The organism is Longibacter salinarum, assembly GCF_002554795.1.
Taxonomy (GTDB): Bacteria; Bacteroidota; Rhodothermia; order Rhodothermales; family Salinibacteraceae; genus Longibacter; species Longibacter salinarum.
In genome coordinates, this window is record NZ_PDEQ01000007.1 from 86,766 (window position 1) to 104,231 (window position 17,466).

The following is a 17,466-nucleotide window of genomic DNA, read 5'->3' on the forward strand; positions in this document are numbered from 1 at the left end:
TTTCCGGGACGACTGACTACTGACCGTTGCCGTTTGTCGTGCTCTTCAGGGCATCGACGAGGAGTGGGGTGACCTGGTCGTTCGTCGACTGGACGTAGCGTGCGGCGACGTCGTCCGGGACCTCAATCGGGACGCGTTCCACGATTTCAAGTCCGTAGCCCTTGAGCCCGACCCGCTTCTGCGGGTGATTCGTGAGCAGTCGAAGCTTGCGTGCGCCAAGGTTACGCAGAATCTGGCAGCCGATGCCGTAGTCGCGCGGGTCCATGCCCGTATCCGGCTCGATCATCCCCTCTTCCTCCGTCTGTCGCTCCATGGCGCGCAGCTTCGTGAGGAGGCCGGGCTTGTGCGCACCCTGCATCATGTAGAGAACGATGCCGCGACCTTCGTTTTCGATCATGAGCATCGACTCCGCCAGCTTCTGGTAGCCGCCCGTCGCGTCGGCGGCAAACACGTCGCCGATGACGTCCTGGGCATGCGCGCGAACGAGCACCGGTTCGTCTTCGCTCCAGTGTCCTTTCACGAGCGCCAGGTGGACCTCACCCGTCAGCGTCTCCTCGAAGGCGATAAGTCGGAAGGAGCCGTACGCCGTCTCAATCGGCACCTCTGCCTCGCGCTGGACGAGGCTTTCGTTCTGCATCCGGTACGCGATGAGGTCCTGGATCGTGATGAACGGCATATCGAGCTCTTCGGCGAGCTCGGTCAGCTCCGGGACGCGCGCCATCGTCCCGTCTTCGTTCATGATCTCCACCAGCGCACCGACGGGTCGGAAGCCAGCCAGGCGAGCGAGGTCGACGGAGGCTTCGGTGTGGCCCGCCCGGCGGAGGACGCCGCCGGTGCGCGCTTTCAACGGAAAGACGTGCCCCGGGCGAGCGAAGTCGAATCGGGAGACATTCGGATCGGCGAGGGCCTGGATGGTCTTCGCACGGTCCGCGGCCGAGATGCCTGTAGACGTACCCTTTTTATAGTCGACCGACACCGTGAACGGCGTGTGATACAGCGCCGAATTGGACTCGACCATCAGGTCGAGGTCGAGTTCGTCCGCTCGCTCCGGCGTGATGGCCGTGCAAATCAGCCCACGTCCACGCGACGCCATGAAGTTGATGAGTTCAGGCGTCATCGCCTCCGCGGCGCCGATGAAGTCGCCTTCGTTCTCGCGGTCGGCGTCGTCCACGACGATAACGAGTTCGCCCCGTCGGATCGCGGCGATCGCGTCTTCGATGGCGTCGAACGTGCCATCGGGAGCGCTGTGGCTAGAGTCGGTCATAGCGATGGGGGTCATCGGTCGGGGGCTCAGACGACGTCGGACTACTTGTCGTCTCCACCGACATTAGCGATCGCCTGCTTGTCGAAGCGCAGCTTCGTTCCGCTGCTGTCGACCTGGACGAGGATGGAGTCGTCGTCAATGCGACGGACCGTGCCGTGAATGCCCCCGATCGTGACGATTTTATCGCCCTTTTCCAGGCCACTGACCATCTGCTCGTGCTCCTCCTGCTGCTTCTTCTGCGGGCGGTAAATGAACAGATAAAAGACACCAATCACGAGAATGATTGGAATCAAGAAACTAACGATTCCACCGGTGCCGTCGGCGGGTTGGCCGCCGGCGAGGAAAACAGGCAGAAGAGAGAGGAGCATGTGGAAAAAGGCGGTCCGTGAAGGATCGGGTGGCAGTGGGGATGCGCGAGAGAACCGTCGAGCGTCAATGGTTCTTTCCGGCGCACATCACACACGTACGCACCCGTTATCGCCGGGTTCGCGCCTGAACGCCGTCGAACGACGGGATTTGGAGGCCTTTCCTTTAATTTCGGGCGAACGGACGGTTACTGCGTTGGAGACCCGAACTGAGATATGAACTGGCCTGCCGAGCGGATACAACGATGAAGTGGCCCCAAAGCCGTTTAAAACCTGTTTGGCGGGCGATCCAGAGATGCGGATCTCGCGGCGATCGGTCCTTGCGACGCTCACAACACAAGGTGTGGCAAACCTCGCGAATCGTTTCTACTTCGCGATTGCGGAAGGATCATCTTCCGCCCTGCGAATAGGCATGAACGGGCGCGCTGACGTTTTCGCGACCCATCCGCCAAACAAGTTGTTAGACATAAAAAAAGGGCAAGCTACCCACATCGCGCCGCTGCGACCTCCTACCGCTGCTGCCTTCCGGCCCTGACGGAGTTCAGAGGGAGCTGGCCGTGTGGGACTTGCCCTACTCTGTGCGGGGTGTCCCCGCGCAAGTTGTGATTTCTGTTACCTGAACACATCTTCCGGGTTCCGGAATCGACACGAGTATAGCCCGGTGAAGGGGCTTTCATCGAAAGTCGAAATTGATCGACCTTGAGGTCCCCGAACGGCGTTTACTCTAATCGAACATTTCTATACAAAACCGTTTTCTGCCATGTCTGATCTGCACATCCCGCGCGAGGCGTACGATCGCATCAAAAAGGAAATCGAAAGCGCTGACAGTCCCGTTGGCATCGACGCCCAGAAAGCTCACGTCATCATCATTCACAAACTTCAGGAAATCGAACGTCGTCTGGATGAACTGGAGAGGGCCGCAAGCTCGAATTAGCAGAACGATTGTTGAAGAACGGCAGATTTGTGCGAGAGAAGACGAGTTCTTTACGTGAAACGGGTACCCTCGCGCGAGGTCATTCGTGTTGTTGGTGGGTAGAATACCTGCGTATCCCTCCTGGGCTTTGCGTCGCGCAGCATGAACGTGGCTTCAGGCCGACCCCCCGGCTTTCGCTGCATCATCCTTTCTAGATTTTGTGATGCTCTCTCTTCCTTCTCTTCGTCCTCTGCTGCTCGGCGTCGTGCTGAGCATCGCTATCGGCGGACCGTTTGCCTTTGCACAAGATGGCGACGCGTCGGCTCGGATCAGCGGCTACGTCCGTGATGCTGAAACCGGCGAGACGCTGCTTCTTGCGAATGTCGTGGCAACCTCGGGCGACGTAACTCGCGGCGCGGCGACGAACAACGCCGGTTTCTACACGATCGCTGGCCTCGCTCCCGGTACGTACACCGTTCGCGTGTCGTACCTCGGCTTCGAACCGGAAGAGCAAGAGGTCACGCTGGCCGCCGGGGAAGACCGCCGGCTCGACGTCGAACTTGCTCCGGCCACCGCTGAGGTGGATGAGGTGATTGTGGAGGCGGAGCGCGACGCGGAGGATGCACGGGCGATCGGCGCGACGCGCGTGGAAACGGCCCTCATCAAGCAGCTCCCCGCTGTGCTGGAGCCAGACCTCTTCCGTTCTCTGCAACTGCTGCCGGGGGTGAAGGCGGCGTCGGACTTCTCCAGTGGACTTTACATCCGCGGCGGCTCTCCCGACCAGACGCTCATCCTGCTCGACCGGACGACTGTATACAACCCAACGCACTTCTTCGGGCTGTTCTCAACGTTCAACCCAGACGCGATTAAGGACGTGCAGCTCTACAAGGGCGGCTACCCGGCAGAATACGGCGGGCGGCTGGGAAGCGTGGTCGACATTTACAATAAGGATGGCAATCGCCGCTCGACCGAGGGCGGATTCTCGGTTGGATTGCTCGCGTCCCGCGCCTACGTCGAAGGGCCGTACGGGCGGTCGTGGGGTGATGACGACGAGGCGAAAGGATCGTACATGGTGGCCCTGCGCCGGTCGACCCTGGAGCCGCTGTTCGCGGTGCTTCGCAGCCAGGATGTCGACGGCATTCCCGACGGCTTCTATTTCTACGACATCAACGCGAAGATCAATCTCGACGCGACGCCGAACGACAAGCTGAGCCTGGCGATTTACGGCGGGCAGGATGTTCTCGACCTGCAGTTTCTCGACGACGGCCGCTTCGACATCTCCTACGGCAACCGGACGGCCAGTCTTGACTGGCAGCATCTGCTCTCGGAAACCGTGTTTACCAACCTGACCGTCACCGGCTCGCGCTACCTTTCGACCCCGATTGCGACGATCAGTAGCACGCGGTTCACGCAGCGCAACGAGGTGACAGACATCTCGGTGAAGGGCGACATCGAATGGGTGCCGTCGCGGAAGCACACGCTCGAGGCCGGGATCTGGACGGGGGCTCTTTCCTTCGGTCTCCGCAACACGTTTGACGGCGAAGAATCTTTTCAGCAGGATATCTCCAGTGCCTACGCGTCGGCCTACGTGCAGGACACGTATCGCCCGCATTCGGACTGGAAAGTGCGTGCCGGCCTTCGCTCGTCGTACTTCGATCGCGGCAAGTACTGGCGCCTTGAGCCGCGCATTTCTGTTGATTACACGGTTGCCGACGGCGTGCGCCTGCAGACTGCGTACGGCCGGTATCACCAGTACCTGACGCTCGAGACCTCCGAGCTCTTCACCGGCTTCGACTCGTGGCTGACGACGGACGACGGAGTGCCGCCGTCGTACGGGGATCAGTTCGTCCTCGGCGTCAAAACCGAGCCGTGGACGGGCTGGCGTGTCGATGTGGAAGGGTACTTCCGTACGATGCGCGACCTCTTTGAGTTGGACCCGTTCCTCCCGGATCGCGCCGGGTTGCCTTATGCCGAGACCTTCCGCTTCGGAGACGGATTTGCCCTTGGAGGCGAACTGCTGGTGCAGCGCTCTGTCGGGGCTGTGAACGGGTTCATCGGCTACACGCTGAGCCGCACCGCGCGCCGCTTTCCGCTCGTGAACGTCGGACCAGACGGGCCGCTCTACTACGCGCCGAAGTACGACCGGACGCACGACCTGAACATCGTCGCCAACTACGACCTCACCAAGAAGTGGCGGATGACCGCGGCGTTCAATTACGCGACCGGCCAGCCCTATACCGAGCCGACGTACCGGTTCAGCACGGTCAACGACCCGTTCATCAGCGATTCGGAGGCACGGCAGACGTTCATCAGTCCATTTAATGGCGAGCGGTTGCCGGCGTACCACCGACTCGATGTCGGAGCGACGCGCCGCGGCACCTGGTTCGGCGCCGACTTTGAACTCCAGCTTCAGGTGATCAACCTCTATGGCCGCAGCAACGTCTGGTTCTACTTCTTCGAGACGAACGACGACGGAACGGTGGACCGAACGGAGGTGCCGCAGATTCCGGTGCCGCTTCCGAATGTCTCATTCACGATGACCTTTTGACGATTGCGAAGATGGAAGTGCGAAATGCGAAATTGTACCATGTTTGGATTGGGGATCAGGGATTGTGAATTGGGAAAAGACGTTTGCTGAAATGAGAGGTAGTCGATCAATGATAACAGGAATGAACGTGCGCCCCGCTCTCGTTGTGCTTCTCGTCTCGGTTGTGGCCGTGTTTTCGGCGTGCGATGCGATCGACACGGCGAGCGTGGAGGAGCAACCGGTTGCGGAGGCGTATCTGCGTTCCGACGCGCCTCTCCCAGCCGTCGTCCTTTCGCGCACGGTGCCAGTCGATGCCGGGCCGGGCGCGCAGGAAGGGCTCGAAGGAGCGACGGTGTTCATTGATCGCCTCACGCCGGGCGGCGATGTGGCTGAGACCACGCCATACGGTCCTGCGGACACGCTCGGGTACTACAAGCCGGAGGCGCCGGTGCCGACCGTGCAGGGCGGTGCGACCTACCGGCTGCGCGCAGAGCTTCCCGACGGGGCTACGCTCCGGGCCGAGACGACCGTGCCGACGGCCATCGAACTCGTGAATACGGAGAACACCGACGCCACCTTTCAGAGTGCGGACCAGCCTTCGTTTACGGTGACGAGGTCGGATGTGAAAGACGTGCCCGCCGCGCTAATTTTCACCACGACATCCTTGCTCGACTTCGACGCGATGACTGAGGACGAACTGATCGACGAGTTCACGCCCTTCTACGCCGATGCATACGACCCGGACGAGGACGACATCGAGGATTTCAAGGTGACAAGTTCCGGTATTCTGAACGAGGCGAACTTTGAGGTCAACAGCGACGGCACCCTCACGATCACATTCCCATGGCTCGCCCTCGCGTTCTTCGGGGAAAACGAGGTGGCCGTTTCCGTGATCGACCGGGCGCTGTACGACTACATCCGCACGCAGGAAGCGCAGCAGGGCGGCCTCTCGCCGGGCGAGATCTCGAACATCGTCGACAACATCGACGGAGGCATCGGCATCTTCGGCTCCTACGCCCGCGCCTCGACGACGATCAACGTCCGGCGGCCGTGAGGAGTGAGGGATGAGGTTCGGGGTGTGAGGTTTGGGTGTCCATCCTGCCGGACGGTCAACCCGCCGCGGCGTATAGATTTGTAGACGGGATGGGCAAAATTTGAACTTCGTTTCGGGACCGGAACGGTTCGGGGGCTTTCGAGGCACGGGCGTAACATCGCTACCTTGACGGGCGACACGGCGCTCGCTACGTTTAATATACACTTCGTGGCTCTCTCTCCATACGCTACAACTCATGCCAACCGTTGCTATCACCGGCGCCGCCGGGGCGATCGGATCCGTCACTGCCAACGTCTTCGCGAACGCCGGTTGGACTCTCGCCCTTCTCGATTACGGGGAAGAAAACGGCCAGAAGCTCCGCGAGCAGTTTCCGGACGCGTATGTCTACACCGGCGACCTGACGAACGAAGAAGAGGCGCGAGAGGTATTCGACTCCGCCGCGTCGGAAGCCGATGGGATTGACGCCGTCCTCTCGATTGCGGGCGGGTTCGCGATGCAGCCCGCCGTCGAAGCGTCGCAGGAGGACGCCGACAAAATGATGGCGATGAACTTCCAAACCCTGTTTCAGACGGCGAGAGCGGCGATTCCGCACCTTCTGGACCAGGCTCATGGTTTCTTCCTCGGCGTCTCTGCTCCAGCGGCCGAAGACGGCGGCGCGGGGGCTGCGTTGTATGCCGCATCGAAAGGGGCCGTGGCCGCCTACGTGAAGTCGATCGACGCAGAATATGCGGACGATGGCTTGCGGGCCAGCGTGCTCTACCCGATGGGTGTCGTGGATACGCCGGACAATCGCGACGCGATGCCCGACTCCGACCCCAGCACGTGGATCGCTCCTCGTGAGCTGGCGGAGGGCATGTTCCACCTCGCAACGCGCAGCCAGCGAGGGCATATCAAGACGCTGAAAGTCCACGCCACGGCGTCCTGACCCCAGGTGCTCGGTTTATCTACACTCCGTACCGAAGTTGTTCGTGGCGTCGCTGTACGGAAAGACGGCACGACCCTTGCCATTAATCTCTACAGACACGGGAGCGAAAGCGACGGCGGTTGCTACCGAAGTACCCGGCACGCCCTCGCCAGATGCAGCACGCGCTTCCGGCCCTGCATCCCGATCATGAACATGTACGGATGCTCCGTTCGATACCAGCATACGTCGGCTTACTGCCACAGGCCGTTTTTTGCAGCGAGCGGGTGAACGTCCCCGGCGTTTCTCATACCGACTCAAGAGGTGCCGTCATGACTTGTGACGTGTCGTGCCCCCCATTCGATGAGAGCGATGCTTCCGTTTCCGCGTCGTCTCCTGCATCATTCACCACAATCGACTCCCGTACGCTCACGGCGAATGTTCTGCTCGCGCCCGGCGACCGGGAGCCGCTTGCTATCGTCCCGCCATCCGTTGCAACCACCGCGCTGGTGCAGGCCGTGGCGGCATGGGACGATGTCACGCTGGCTCCCTACGAGAACAGCGCCGTCGTATTCGAGCGTCAGAGTAAGGAAATCGGTCACATCCAGCCTAACGGCTTCCTTTCTGTTCCCCTGCCGATGTCGGTTCGTGACGCTCTCGTGGACGTAGCGACATCCATTCCATACTCGAGCGACCCGAGCGGAATCATTACGCTACACATGGAAACGGCAGCGGACGTGCGGTGTGGCGCCTTTTTTCTCCGTCTATCGTATCTATACCGATCCATCATCGCGTGTCGAACGCCACGCCATCTCGCGGCCCTTCGCGCAGACGTAGCGGCGCTGGAACTGCCACCCCGTTTGCATGAGATGTACGAGATCGCCCTCGATCGCCGCGCGGCGACGTTTGCCTGATCGAGGCTTGCTCGCATTCCCTTTCCTCTTTCGGCGCGGCGCACGGGTTCCCGTCGTCCCAGATCGTCCATCCGTTTCTGTCGTATCGACGTGACTGCTCTGCGCTCCGCCGTCCTTCTTCTCGCTGTCTTGGCGAGTACGTTCGTCATTGCAGCTCCACGCTTCGCTGTTCCGGAAGCGCATCGAACACCTGCATCTCCGGAATCGGTTCAGCCGGCTCCGGAGATGTTGTCTCCTGAGGCGATGGCGGACGACCTGGAGCACCTGATCGACGTCATCGAGGAGGTGCACCCGGATCCGTACGCCTACACTTCTCGCCGAACGATTCGCCGTCTCCATCGCGCCACCCTCGACCGTCTCTCGGAGCCTGCGTCTCCACGGACGTTCTATCGCGAAGCTGCTCGTCTCGCGGCTGCCTTCCAGGACGGCCACACGCTTGTACAGTGGCCGCGCGACCAGTTTCTCGCGTCCATGCGAAACGGGGCGACCGTCCTCCCGCTGTCCGTCGAGCGGAATGCTACAGCCCTGCGCATCCAGAAGGCGTGTAAGTCGGCCCGTTCACTGGACGGTCGGCGCGTGTCTTCCATTCAAGGCCAGCCGGCCGAGCATCTCCACGAGGACATGCAGGCGCTCGTCAGCGGACCACCACGCTACCGGGCGGCTCAGGTTGATGACCAGTTCCCCTACCTCGCGTGGGCGCTGGGTCTGGAGGCGCCGTACCGCGTCGCGACGACCCATTCGGATGGTCAAGCCACGGTCGACACGCTCGAGGGTCTCCGTATGCTCGGCGTTCGGTCCTGCCTGTCGGATAATCGAAAGCCGGCCTTCTCCTTCGGTCGAGTGAGCGACGCCGATGGTCATGTCGTCGGCGTGATGACCATCAACTCGCTGCGCTCGGCGCGTCGCGTGCGCAAAGGTATCGAAAACGCACTGCGATCGATTCAAAACCGCCCGGTGGACGGGATCGTCATCGACCTCCGTGACAACCGGGGGGGATCGACCGCGACGGTTCTCCACGTGTTGGCTCCGTTTACGGATCGAACCGTCCGGCTCACGGCGCAGAAATCGTGGAAGATCAGCGACACCTACAAGCAATACCTGAAGCGACGCGGACTCGGCCCGCCCGCCTACCAGCGTGCTCGATCCGGGAAGGTGATCGACATCGAGTATGAACCGCAGTCCCTTCCGAGCGCCCGTTTTCGGTACGACGGTCCGGTCGCTATGCTCGTGGGTCCGCGAACCTTTTCGGCGGCCGTCAAGCTGGCCGACATCACGCAGTATTACGACATCGCCCCCCTCGTCGGCAGCGAAACCGGCGGTCGGCCCAGTGGCTTTGGCGAGGGGTACGGCTTCCGCCTCCCGAACAGCGGCCTCCGGGCCATGGCGTCAACTGCTGAGTACGTTCGACTCAACGGTGAGAGAGAGGGCAAGGGCGTGATCCCGGATGTCCAGGTGATGGACTTGCAGGTCGGGGAAACGGACCTTGCTATGCAGGCGGCTATTCAGGTCGTGGCAGGTCGCGACGCCGGGTGAGGACTTTGAGGAAGGGAGAAAGGGAGAAAGGGGGAAAGGGAGAAAGGGAGAAAGGGAGAAAGGGAGAAAGGGAGAAAGGGAGAGAGGGGGAAAGGGACCGAAAGTAGTACGTCGTACGTGGAACGAAGCCAATCCACTACGAACAACGAGGGACCCACAACCTGATGCCTTTCAATGGACACGTCGTCTGGATCACGGGAGCTTCTTCGGGGATCGGACGAGCGCTGGCGCTGGAGTTTGCCCGTCGTGGTGCCGATCTCGCTCTTTCAGCCCGGCGCGAAGAGAAGTTACGTGACGTTGCAGGCGAAATCGAAGCGCTGGGGCACGATGCCCTGGTCGTACCGTGCGACGTGACGGAGGAAGCGCAGGTCGAAGCGGCCGTTCAGCAGATCGTCGATCATTTTGGGCACCTCGACGTGGCCGTGGCGAACGCCGGCTTTGGCGTCATGGGCACGATCGAAGACGTGGACGCAGAGACCTGGCGCCGGCAGCTCGACGTCAACGTGGTCGGGCTCACGCAGACCGCACGCTACGCGATTCCCGAACTTCGGAAGACCAGCGGGCGCGTCGTCCTGATCGGGAGCGTGGCGTCGATGGTGACCCTGCCTAATACCGGCGCCTACTCCGCGTCGAAAGCCGCCGTCCGGTCGATCGGGCAGGCGCTGTCGATGGAGCTGAAGGACGATTCTGTGACCTGCACGACGATCCACCCGGGATTGGTGGAGAGCGACATCGCGCGGGTTGACAACACCAACGTGCACGACCCCGACCGGAAGGATCCCCGCAATCAGGAGCTGATGTGGCCGACGGACAAGGCTGCGCGGGTCATGGCCGATGCCATCGAGAAGCGGAAGCGCGAGTACGTCTTCACGGGCCACGGCAAGATCATGGGCTTTCTCTGCCGCCATTTTCCCGGCGTGATGTTTCCCATCCTCGCTAACTTCAGCCGATAGGCATCGACAGGTTGGGAGTCAACGTACGGATTGAAACGAGAAACGCCCGGCCCTCCTGTGAGGAGCCGGGCGTTTTGATTGTCCTTTGGTTCGAATTGGGACTCGTGCTTACCGCGATTCCGAGGTGGTCGTCCCGCTCGATGTCAGCTCGACGGTCGCGGTACCGCCGCCCATCGCGGCTCCAAGGTTCACGTCAGCCTTCACCACGTGGTGCGGTGCGTCGGCCATGACGTGGAAGGTACCGGTCCCGGCGTCATTTCCATCGAGCGCCGTGATTTCAACCGTCAGCGTTTCGAACGTGCCGGCATCGACCTCGGTGGTACCGCTGCCGGTCACCGACAGCTTCACCCGACGGACGTTCTGCTGCTGGTAGTTGAAGTTACGCAGGGTCGTTTCGTATCCCTCTTCGAGCGGTAGACCCGCGATGGCGATCTCCAGGCCGGAGCCTCCGGCAAACACCGGCGCGTCGAGCGACTTGTTGATGTCCATCGACTGACCCATCGCCTGCATCTGCCCGGTGATGGCATCGTCGCTGTACGAAAGCTCAACGGTGCCCTGTCCGCTCGCGTGGCGGCGAACTGGGCGGAGCGTCGTGCGATCGACGAGCAGCGTGTCCGAGGCGTTCATCATTGACGACGTGACGTCGTCCACGATGCGCCATGCGGTCTGCTCGTTGTTCGACGCCTCGGCGATTGTGCGTTTCGTCGTCAGCTCCAACTGTCGGCCCTGCACAGAGAGCGAGGTTACGTACTCTACGGTCACAGGACGGATCACAGAGCCGTCGGCATCCGGCAGCGCCGAGGTCTTCGAAGCCTCTTCCTCATCGGACGGCTTCGGCATTTCGACGGTCGCCGGGTCGACGGTGATTTCCGACAGACGCTGTCCGATGTCGTCGGTCATCGACGCCTGGTAGCGACCGCCAATGTGCTCGGCGAGGAATTCCTCCATCTTCGCAGCGAGTGCGAGGTTGTTGTCCTCGTTTCGGAATCCGTGTCCCTCATCCGGCGCGACGATGTATTCGACCGCGTGCCCCTGATCGCGCAGCGTGGCCACGATCTGATCCGACTCCTGCTGCTTCACGCGTGGATCGTTGGCGCCGTGCACGACGAGCAGCGGAGCCGTGATCTGGTCTGCGTAGAACAGCGGTGAGCGCTCCTTCAGGTCTTCGCGCTCCTCCGGGTCCTCTGGATCGCCTACGCGCTTAAACCATGTGCCCTCAAGGAATGGTCGCCAGTACGCCGGGAACGACTCGATCAACGTGATGAGGTTCGACGGCGCGACGTACGGAACGGCGGCCGCGTACAGTTCCGGTGTAAACGTGACGCCCGCAAGCGTCGCGTATCCGCCGTACGACCCGCCGAAGATAGCAACCCGGTCGGGGTCCGCGATGCCCTGGTCGATGAGGTACTGCACGCCATCGGTGATGTCATGCTGCATCGCGCCACGGCCCCACGTCCGGTTTCCGGCATTCAGGAATTCCTGACCGTAACCGGTGGAGCTACGGAAGTTTGGCTGAAGCACGGCGTAACCGCGGTTGGCGAGGAACTGGACGTACGGGCGATAGCCCCACGTATCGCGTGCCCAGGGGCCGCCGTGCACGTAGATCACTGTGGGCAGATTTTTCGCATCAACTCCCTTCGGCACGGTGAGGTATGCCGGAATGTCCATCCCATCGCGCGCCTCGTACGTGATCGGCTTCATCTCCGCCATGTGCTCACCGGGGATCTCCGGTCGCGTCTCGTACAGCTTCTCCACGCTCTGCTCCTCGCGGTCGAAGATGTAGACGATCCCGGGATTCACATCGCTGCTCGACACCACTTTCCAGAGGCGTCCATCTTCTGTCGCTCCCTGGAGCGAGATGTCGCCCTCCGGTAGCTCGCCACGGAGAAACTCCAGATCGGCTTCGACCGCATCCGTCTTCGGGTAAATGCGAACGCGTTCACCGACGTAGTATGTGGCGATCAACTCGTCCGTCACAGGCGAAAACTCCGCGCCGCCGAAGTCGACGTTCCCTTCCGGATCCGATTCGACAACCTCGGTCTCGCCAGAGTCCGGGTGAAACAGAACGAGCTGTTGCAGGTCGACCTCCGGTCCTTTGTTCGTGGACATGTAGACGCGCTCGTTGTCCGGATGAAACCGGATCACGCCGCACGATTCCTCGACGGAGCATTCGTAGACGGAGGTGAGTGAATCGCCATCGACGCGGAGAATCTCGGTGCCGCCGGTGGAGGTCTGTTTCGACACGAGGCGAAGATTCCCTTTCAGGTCGAACGTGTACCCACCGATTCCCTGGTCATTCTGGAAGACGAGCTCCCGGTCGCCGGAGTCAATCTGAATCCGGTAGAGATCGAAGTTCTGCGGGCTCCGGTCGTTGAGCCCGACATAAATGACGTTGGGCTGCTCTTCCGGCACGTTGGCAATTGTTGCACGGGCGCCTTCGTATGGCGTCAGGTTCCGCGCCGGCGGCACGCCCATTTCATTGCGTTCGGCGTCGAGGTCGACAGCGTAAACGTGGAAGTTCTCATTTCCACCTTTATCCTGCACGTACAGGATGCGCTCGCTATCGTGGGTCCAGAAGTAGTTGCTCACCGGTCGTGTCGTGTCGGCCGTGACCGGTTTCGCCTCACTGAAGGGTTCGTCGATGCCTTTCACCCAGATGTTCATGACATCCTTGTAGGGCTGGCGAAAGGCGATCATTTCGCCATTGGGAGACAGTTGCGAGCCGGCATACTGCGGGTCTCCGAAGAACATTTGCCGGTCGAATAGCGGCGGCAACTCCCCTTCGTATTCGACCGACGCCTCGCGAATATCATCTGCCGGGACATCCTGAGCGACCGTCGGGTTGACCGAGAGTCCGAGGAGCAGACATGAGGCCATCAGTACGGCGCAGAATCGTAGCGTCGTAGACATGGTTCAATAACAGATCGTGAGGGAAACAGAGAAGGATTCTCGCAACTGCGAATGAGTGCGAGAAAGGCCCGGTGGGCAGGACGAACACGAACGGATCCGTGTGGATGTTACCCGGACACAGTGTCGAAGGGGGCCGGTGTCTTTGAGACGCGTAGCGAGAACGTGTCCCGAGAAAATGGTATATCGTTTCCGTTCGAGTGGACGCGGATATTGAGCATGAGTTTCACAGATTTAATCGTCCAGGATGTTTTCGTGGGGCCGGCCCTGTCAGCAATGTCGTATTGTTTCCTACACGCTCTTACCGGGAAAGAAACTTGATGCAGATGATGCGGAGGTGTCTTTTATGCGAGGTCATCATGACGTCGGATTCCTCTCACCTATTCTCCGGTCATCATGTCTGGACACCACCTGCATCTCGCGCTGAATCACATTCCCGTGCTCGGTCTGTTGTTCGCAACGGGCATTCTCGCCTACGCAGTGTGGCGCGACCAAGACGCTGCGGTCCGCATCTCCCTCGGGCTTTTTGTTGTGAGCGGTCTGGGTGCCGTGGCGGCCTATCTGACGGGTGAAGAGGCGGAAGAAGTAGTGGAGAACGTGGCCAACATTCCGCACTCGGTGATCGAGGTGCACGAAGAGATGGGATTGATCGCGCTGATTGCCGGCGCTACGGTCGGCGCAATCGCTATCGGCGTATTGATCTGGCGACGCTCGCGCCCCGTGCCGAAATCCGCACGTCTCGGCGTGTTGGCGATTGGCCTCATCGCGACGGGCATTCTCGGGTACACCGCCAATCTCGGCGGTCAGATCCGCCATCCGGAGTTGCGAGACGATGCGCAGGAGACGGTCAACGTCGCTCCGGCCGACGAAGAGGCAGAAGAAGAGGACGACGACCACTGATGAATCCGTGAGCGTTCATCGAATCCGGGCGAATGTTTTTCCCCACACGTCATCGCTCCATTGCACGACACGAGCTCCGGGTTGAAAACGGTAGTATACTCTTCCGTACATTCGGGGGAGACCAGACACGGAATCGAATCGACGCAGGATGGACGTATCGACGCGGCGTGAGGGGCATATCCAGGTGGTGGTCGTCCAGGGCGACTGGCACCTCGGGACACCCGTGCCCGACGCCGACGAGGTGCTGACGAACGGTCAGGCCGACGGGACGGTGGCTGTGGAGAGCCGAGAGTTGGGCGACTGGGACACGAGCCTGCTGGTCTTCCTGCTCGACCTCGCGGAAACCGTCGAATCGCGGGGCGGGACGCTTCAACTGGACGAATTGCCCGCCGACGTTCGCAGCCTGCTCACAATGGCACGGGCGGTTCCAGAACACGACGTTGAGCGCGACCGCCCACCAGAGTCGTGGATCGAATTCATCGGCGAGCGGACGGTGGACCTGTGGAATGGAACGAAGCACTTCGTTCACTTCACCGGCGAAGTGGCTATAAGCGCATTTCGCGTCGCGACCGGGCGTGGAGAAATGCGCTGGCGAGACTTCTGGTGGACACTGCAGAGGAGCTCGGCGTCGGCGCTCGGCATCGTCACGCTCATAGCGTTTCTGGTCGGCCTGATCCTCTCGTTTCTCGGCGCCGTCGTGCTGCGCCGCTTTGGGGCCGACTATTACGTCTCGTATCTCATCAGCTACGGGATGCTGCGCGAACTCGGCGCGCTGATGACCGCCATTATCATGGCCGGGCGGACCGGGGCGGCATTTGCGGCAGAGCTCGGAAGCATGAAGATCAGCGAGGAAATCGATGCACTGAAAACGCTCGGCCTCTCGCCCGTGGATGTACTGGTGCTGCCGCGTGTGGCCGCCATCTTCATCGCGCTGCCGCTCCTTACGATCTACGCAGACCTCGTTGGGATCTTCGGCGGGTGGTTCGTCGCCGTGCAGATGCTGGATGTCACGACGCCACAGTTCTTTAGCGGGCTCATTGCTCCGGTGACCCTCGCCGATGCCGTGCTGGGCGTCGTCAAGGGCACAGTGTACGGCGCCATCGTCGGGCTGACCGGCTGTCTCCGCGGTATGCGTACGGGCAACGACGCTGCTGCCGTGGGCGATGCCGCTACCTCAGCCGTCGTGACTGGCATCACGCTGATCGTCCTCGCCAATGCCATCATCGACTGGATGGCCGCACTCTTGAATATCTAAGTGTGAAGGTCGAAGTGCGAAGTGTCCCGTTCTCACTTTTCCCTCATCCCCCAGACCACGAATCCCACCCCTCAACCCCATGCCTCCCGTCCTCGACGTCCGCAACCTGACGATGGCGTACGGGTCGTTCGTGGTAATGAGCGACCTGACGTTCGACGTACAAGAGGGCGAGATTTTTATCATCATGGGCGGAAGCGGATGTGGCAAAAGCACGCTGATGAAGCACGCGATTGGACTAAAAGCGCCCGCGGAAGGCGTTGTGTGTTTTCAGGGCACGGACTTCTGGGGCGCCGACGAGGAGACGCGCCGCGACCTGCTCCGGCGGATGGGCATTATGTACCAGCAGGGCGCGCTCTGGAGCTCGATGACGCTCGGAGAAAATATCGCGCTTCCGCTCGAATTGTACACCGACCTGGAGTCCGAGGACATCGAGCGGGTGGCAGCGCTGAAGTTGGCACTTGTCGGGCTGCGCGGGTTCGAGGCGTTTTACCCGCACGAAATCAGCGGCGGTATGCGCAAACGCGCTGCACTGGCGCGAGCTCTGGCGCTCGACCCGGACGTGCTGTTCTTCGATGAGCCGTCCTCGGGCCTCGACCCGGTCAGCGCTCGCCGCCTCGACGACCTGATCCTGCAGCTCCGCGACAGCCTTGGCACGACGGTCGTCGTCGTAAGCCATGACCTCGCAAGCATTTTCACCATTGCCGACCGCGCGCTGTACCTCGACATTGAGACGCGGACGATGACGGCCCTTGGTCCGCCGGAGGACCTGCGCGACGACCCGCCCAACGAACGCGTCCACCGCTTTTTGACTCGAACGGCGGAGTGAGCCTGCCCCCGTAAAGGCGCATCGCAATGCGCCTTTACGGGATCCGCTATCGCTCCATACCCCGCACCCCGAACCCCGCACCCCGAACCCCGAACCTCACACCCCACCCGCCATGAGTCGTCGTGCCAGTCCCACCACCATCGGGCTCTTCGTGATCGGTGCGCTTGTGATCGCCATCGTGGGCGTCGGCGTGTTTGCGTCTCGCTCCATGTTTCGCACCCAGACGACCTTCATCAGCTACTTCGACGAGTCGGTGAACGGCCTGGACGTGGGCGCGCCGGTCAAGTTTAAAGGCGTCCCGATCGGTCAGGTCGCCGCGATCGAAGTGCGATTGGACCTCGACGACGAGACGTTCCAGGTCCCGGTCCTGTATGAAATCGACCTCCAGCCCCTGACAAACATGACCGGCCAGTCGGTGAATCTCGCTAATCCGAGGGTGCTGCAGCGGCAGATCGACGAGGGATTGCGCGCGCAGCTTCAAATGGAGAGCCTGCTCACGGGGAAACTCTACATCGAGCTGACGTTCGTCGAGGACCCGCAGCGGCCGGTTCTCGTCGCGGATGATCGTGGATATCCAGCAATTCCCACCGTCCTTTCGCCGATGGGGCGGCTCGGGGAAGAAGCGTCCGGTCTCGTTTCGAATCTGCGTCGGTTCGACGTCAACACCATCAACGAGAACCTGATCGAGCTGCTGGTTAAGGCGAACGCGAAGATTGACCAACTCGACATGACGGCGATCAACGACTCTGTGCTCGTAGCCGTCAGTTCGGTGCGCAGCCTCGCGGAGGCGCCGGAGATCCGGCAGGCCCTCGACGACGTGCCGAGGATTGCTCAGCGTCTCGATTCGACGCTTGCCGACGTGCAGAGCCTCGCGCATTCTCTTGAAGGCGCGGTCGACCCCACCACCGAGTCGCTGAACAAGACGACCGAGGAGATGATCGTGACGCTCGAGGTGCTGCAGGAAACGATGAGCGACACGCGCGCCATGCTGTCGACGGACTCCGGGTTGGGCTATCAGATCGAGGACGCGCTGACGAATCTGTCGGAAGCAGCAGAGGCGCTGCGGGTTCTGTCCGTCTCGCTCGAGCGAGATCCCAGCATGTTCATTCGGGGGAAAGAGCCGCCGGAGGAGGAAGAAGGCACACCGTAATCAA

14 protein-coding genes and 1 other RNA gene are annotated in these 17,466 nt (G+C 61.4%); 11 read left to right on the forward strand and 4 right to left on the reverse strand.

From position 1 onward, the window contains the following. Positions 1 to 16 precede the first annotated feature (16 nt). The 3 genes from ribB to ffs all read right to left on the reverse strand — a co-directional run bounded on the left by ribB (position 17) and on the right by ffs (position 2,201). Entirely contained in the window at positions 17 to 1,264 is a 1,248-nt protein-coding gene (gene ribB / locus CRI94_RS13750) for a 3,4-dihydroxy-2-butanone-4-phosphate synthase (protein WP_098076875.1), read from the reverse strand. Between the two features lie 41 nt (positions 1,265 to 1,305). Beyond that, positions 1,306 to 1,632 carry a preprotein translocase subunit YajC gene (yajC, locus tag CRI94_RS13755; RefSeq protein ID WP_098076878.1) on the reverse strand — a complete coding sequence of 109 codons (327 nt, stop codon included), beginning with the start codon at positions 1,630 to 1,632 and terminating at the stop codon, positions 1,306 to 1,308. Positions 1,633 to 2,101: 469 nt separating this feature from the next. Then, positions 2,102 to 2,201, reverse strand: an RNA gene (gene ffs / locus CRI94_RS13760) — signal recognition particle sRNA small type. A gap of 188 nt (positions 2,202 to 2,389) precedes the next feature. On the opposite strand from ffs, the gene CRI94_RS17750 reads away from it, so the two are divergent. The 7 genes from CRI94_RS17750 (at position 2,390) to CRI94_RS13795 (ending at position 10,424) form a co-directional block, all read left to right on the forward strand. Next, positions 2,390 to 2,563, forward strand: a complete 174-nt coding sequence (locus tag CRI94_RS17750) for a hypothetical protein (RefSeq protein ID WP_179862314.1) — start codon at positions 2,390 to 2,392, stop codon at positions 2,561 to 2,563. Between the two features lie 202 nt (positions 2,564 to 2,765). After that, positions 2,766 to 5,090 (forward strand): TonB-dependent receptor, encoded by a 2,325-nt coding sequence (locus CRI94_RS13765; RefSeq protein ID WP_098076881.1) that lies wholly within the window; start codon positions 2,766 to 2,768, stop codon positions 5,088 to 5,090. A 127-nt stretch (positions 5,091 to 5,217) separates the two neighbouring features. Beyond that, entirely contained in the window at positions 5,218 to 6,123 is a 906-nt protein-coding gene (locus CRI94_RS13770) for a DUF4249 family protein (RefSeq protein ID WP_179862315.1), read from the forward strand. Positions 6,124 to 6,358: 235 nt separating this feature from the next. Continuing rightward, on the forward strand, positions 6,359 to 7,048 hold the full coding sequence (locus CRI94_RS13775) for an SDR family oxidoreductase (RefSeq protein WP_098076887.1): 690 nt from the start codon (positions 6,359 to 6,361) through the stop codon (positions 7,046 to 7,048). Positions 7,049 to 7,368: 320 nt separating this feature from the next. Beyond that, entirely contained in the window at positions 7,369 to 7,938 is a 570-nt protein-coding gene (locus tag CRI94_RS13785) for a luciferase domain-containing protein (protein ID WP_098076892.1), read from the forward strand. A gap of 90 nt (positions 7,939 to 8,028) precedes the next feature. Further along, positions 8,029 to 9,471 carry a S41 family peptidase gene (locus CRI94_RS13790; RefSeq protein ID WP_098076895.1) on the forward strand — a complete coding sequence of 481 codons (1,443 nt, stop codon included), beginning with the start codon at positions 8,029 to 8,031 and terminating at the stop codon, positions 9,469 to 9,471. Between the two features lie 164 nt (positions 9,472 to 9,635). Beyond that, a complete protein-coding gene (locus CRI94_RS13795; RefSeq protein WP_098076898.1) occupies positions 9,636 to 10,424 on the forward strand; it encodes an SDR family oxidoreductase in 789 nt (262 codons plus the stop codon). 108 nt (positions 10,425 to 10,532) lie between these two features. On the opposite strand, the gene CRI94_RS13800 is transcribed toward CRI94_RS13795, so the two are convergent. Continuing rightward, positions 10,533 to 13,334, reverse strand: coding sequence for a S9 family peptidase (locus CRI94_RS13800; RefSeq protein ID WP_098076901.1), 2,802 nt, complete (start codon positions 13,332 to 13,334; stop codon positions 10,533 to 10,535). Between the two features lie 393 nt (positions 13,335 to 13,727). On the opposite strand from CRI94_RS13800, the gene CRI94_RS13805 reads away from it, so the two are divergent. From CRI94_RS13805 to CRI94_RS13820, 4 genes are all read left to right on the forward strand, one after another. After that, positions 13,728 to 14,231 (forward strand): DUF2231 domain-containing protein, encoded by a 504-nt coding sequence (locus tag CRI94_RS13805; RefSeq protein WP_179862316.1) that lies wholly within the window; start codon positions 13,728 to 13,730, stop codon positions 14,229 to 14,231. Positions 14,232 to 14,379: 148 nt separating this feature from the next. Beyond that, the gene (locus CRI94_RS13810; protein ID WP_098076904.1) at positions 14,380 to 15,486 is read left to right on the forward strand and encodes an MlaE family ABC transporter permease; all 1,107 of its coding nucleotides are present in this window, start codon (positions 14,380 to 14,382) and stop codon (positions 15,484 to 15,486) included. 79 nt (positions 15,487 to 15,565) lie between these two features. Continuing rightward, on the forward strand, positions 15,566 to 16,312 hold the full coding sequence (locus CRI94_RS13815; protein WP_098076907.1) for an ABC transporter ATP-binding protein: 747 nt from the start codon (positions 15,566 to 15,568) through the stop codon (positions 16,310 to 16,312). Between the two features lie 112 nt (positions 16,313 to 16,424). Next, positions 16,425 to 17,462: an MlaD family protein gene (locus CRI94_RS13820; protein ID WP_098076910.1), complete on the forward strand. Its 1,038-nt coding sequence runs from the start codon at positions 16,425 to 16,427 to the stop codon at positions 17,460 to 17,462. Positions 17,463 to 17,466: the final 4 nt, after the last annotated feature.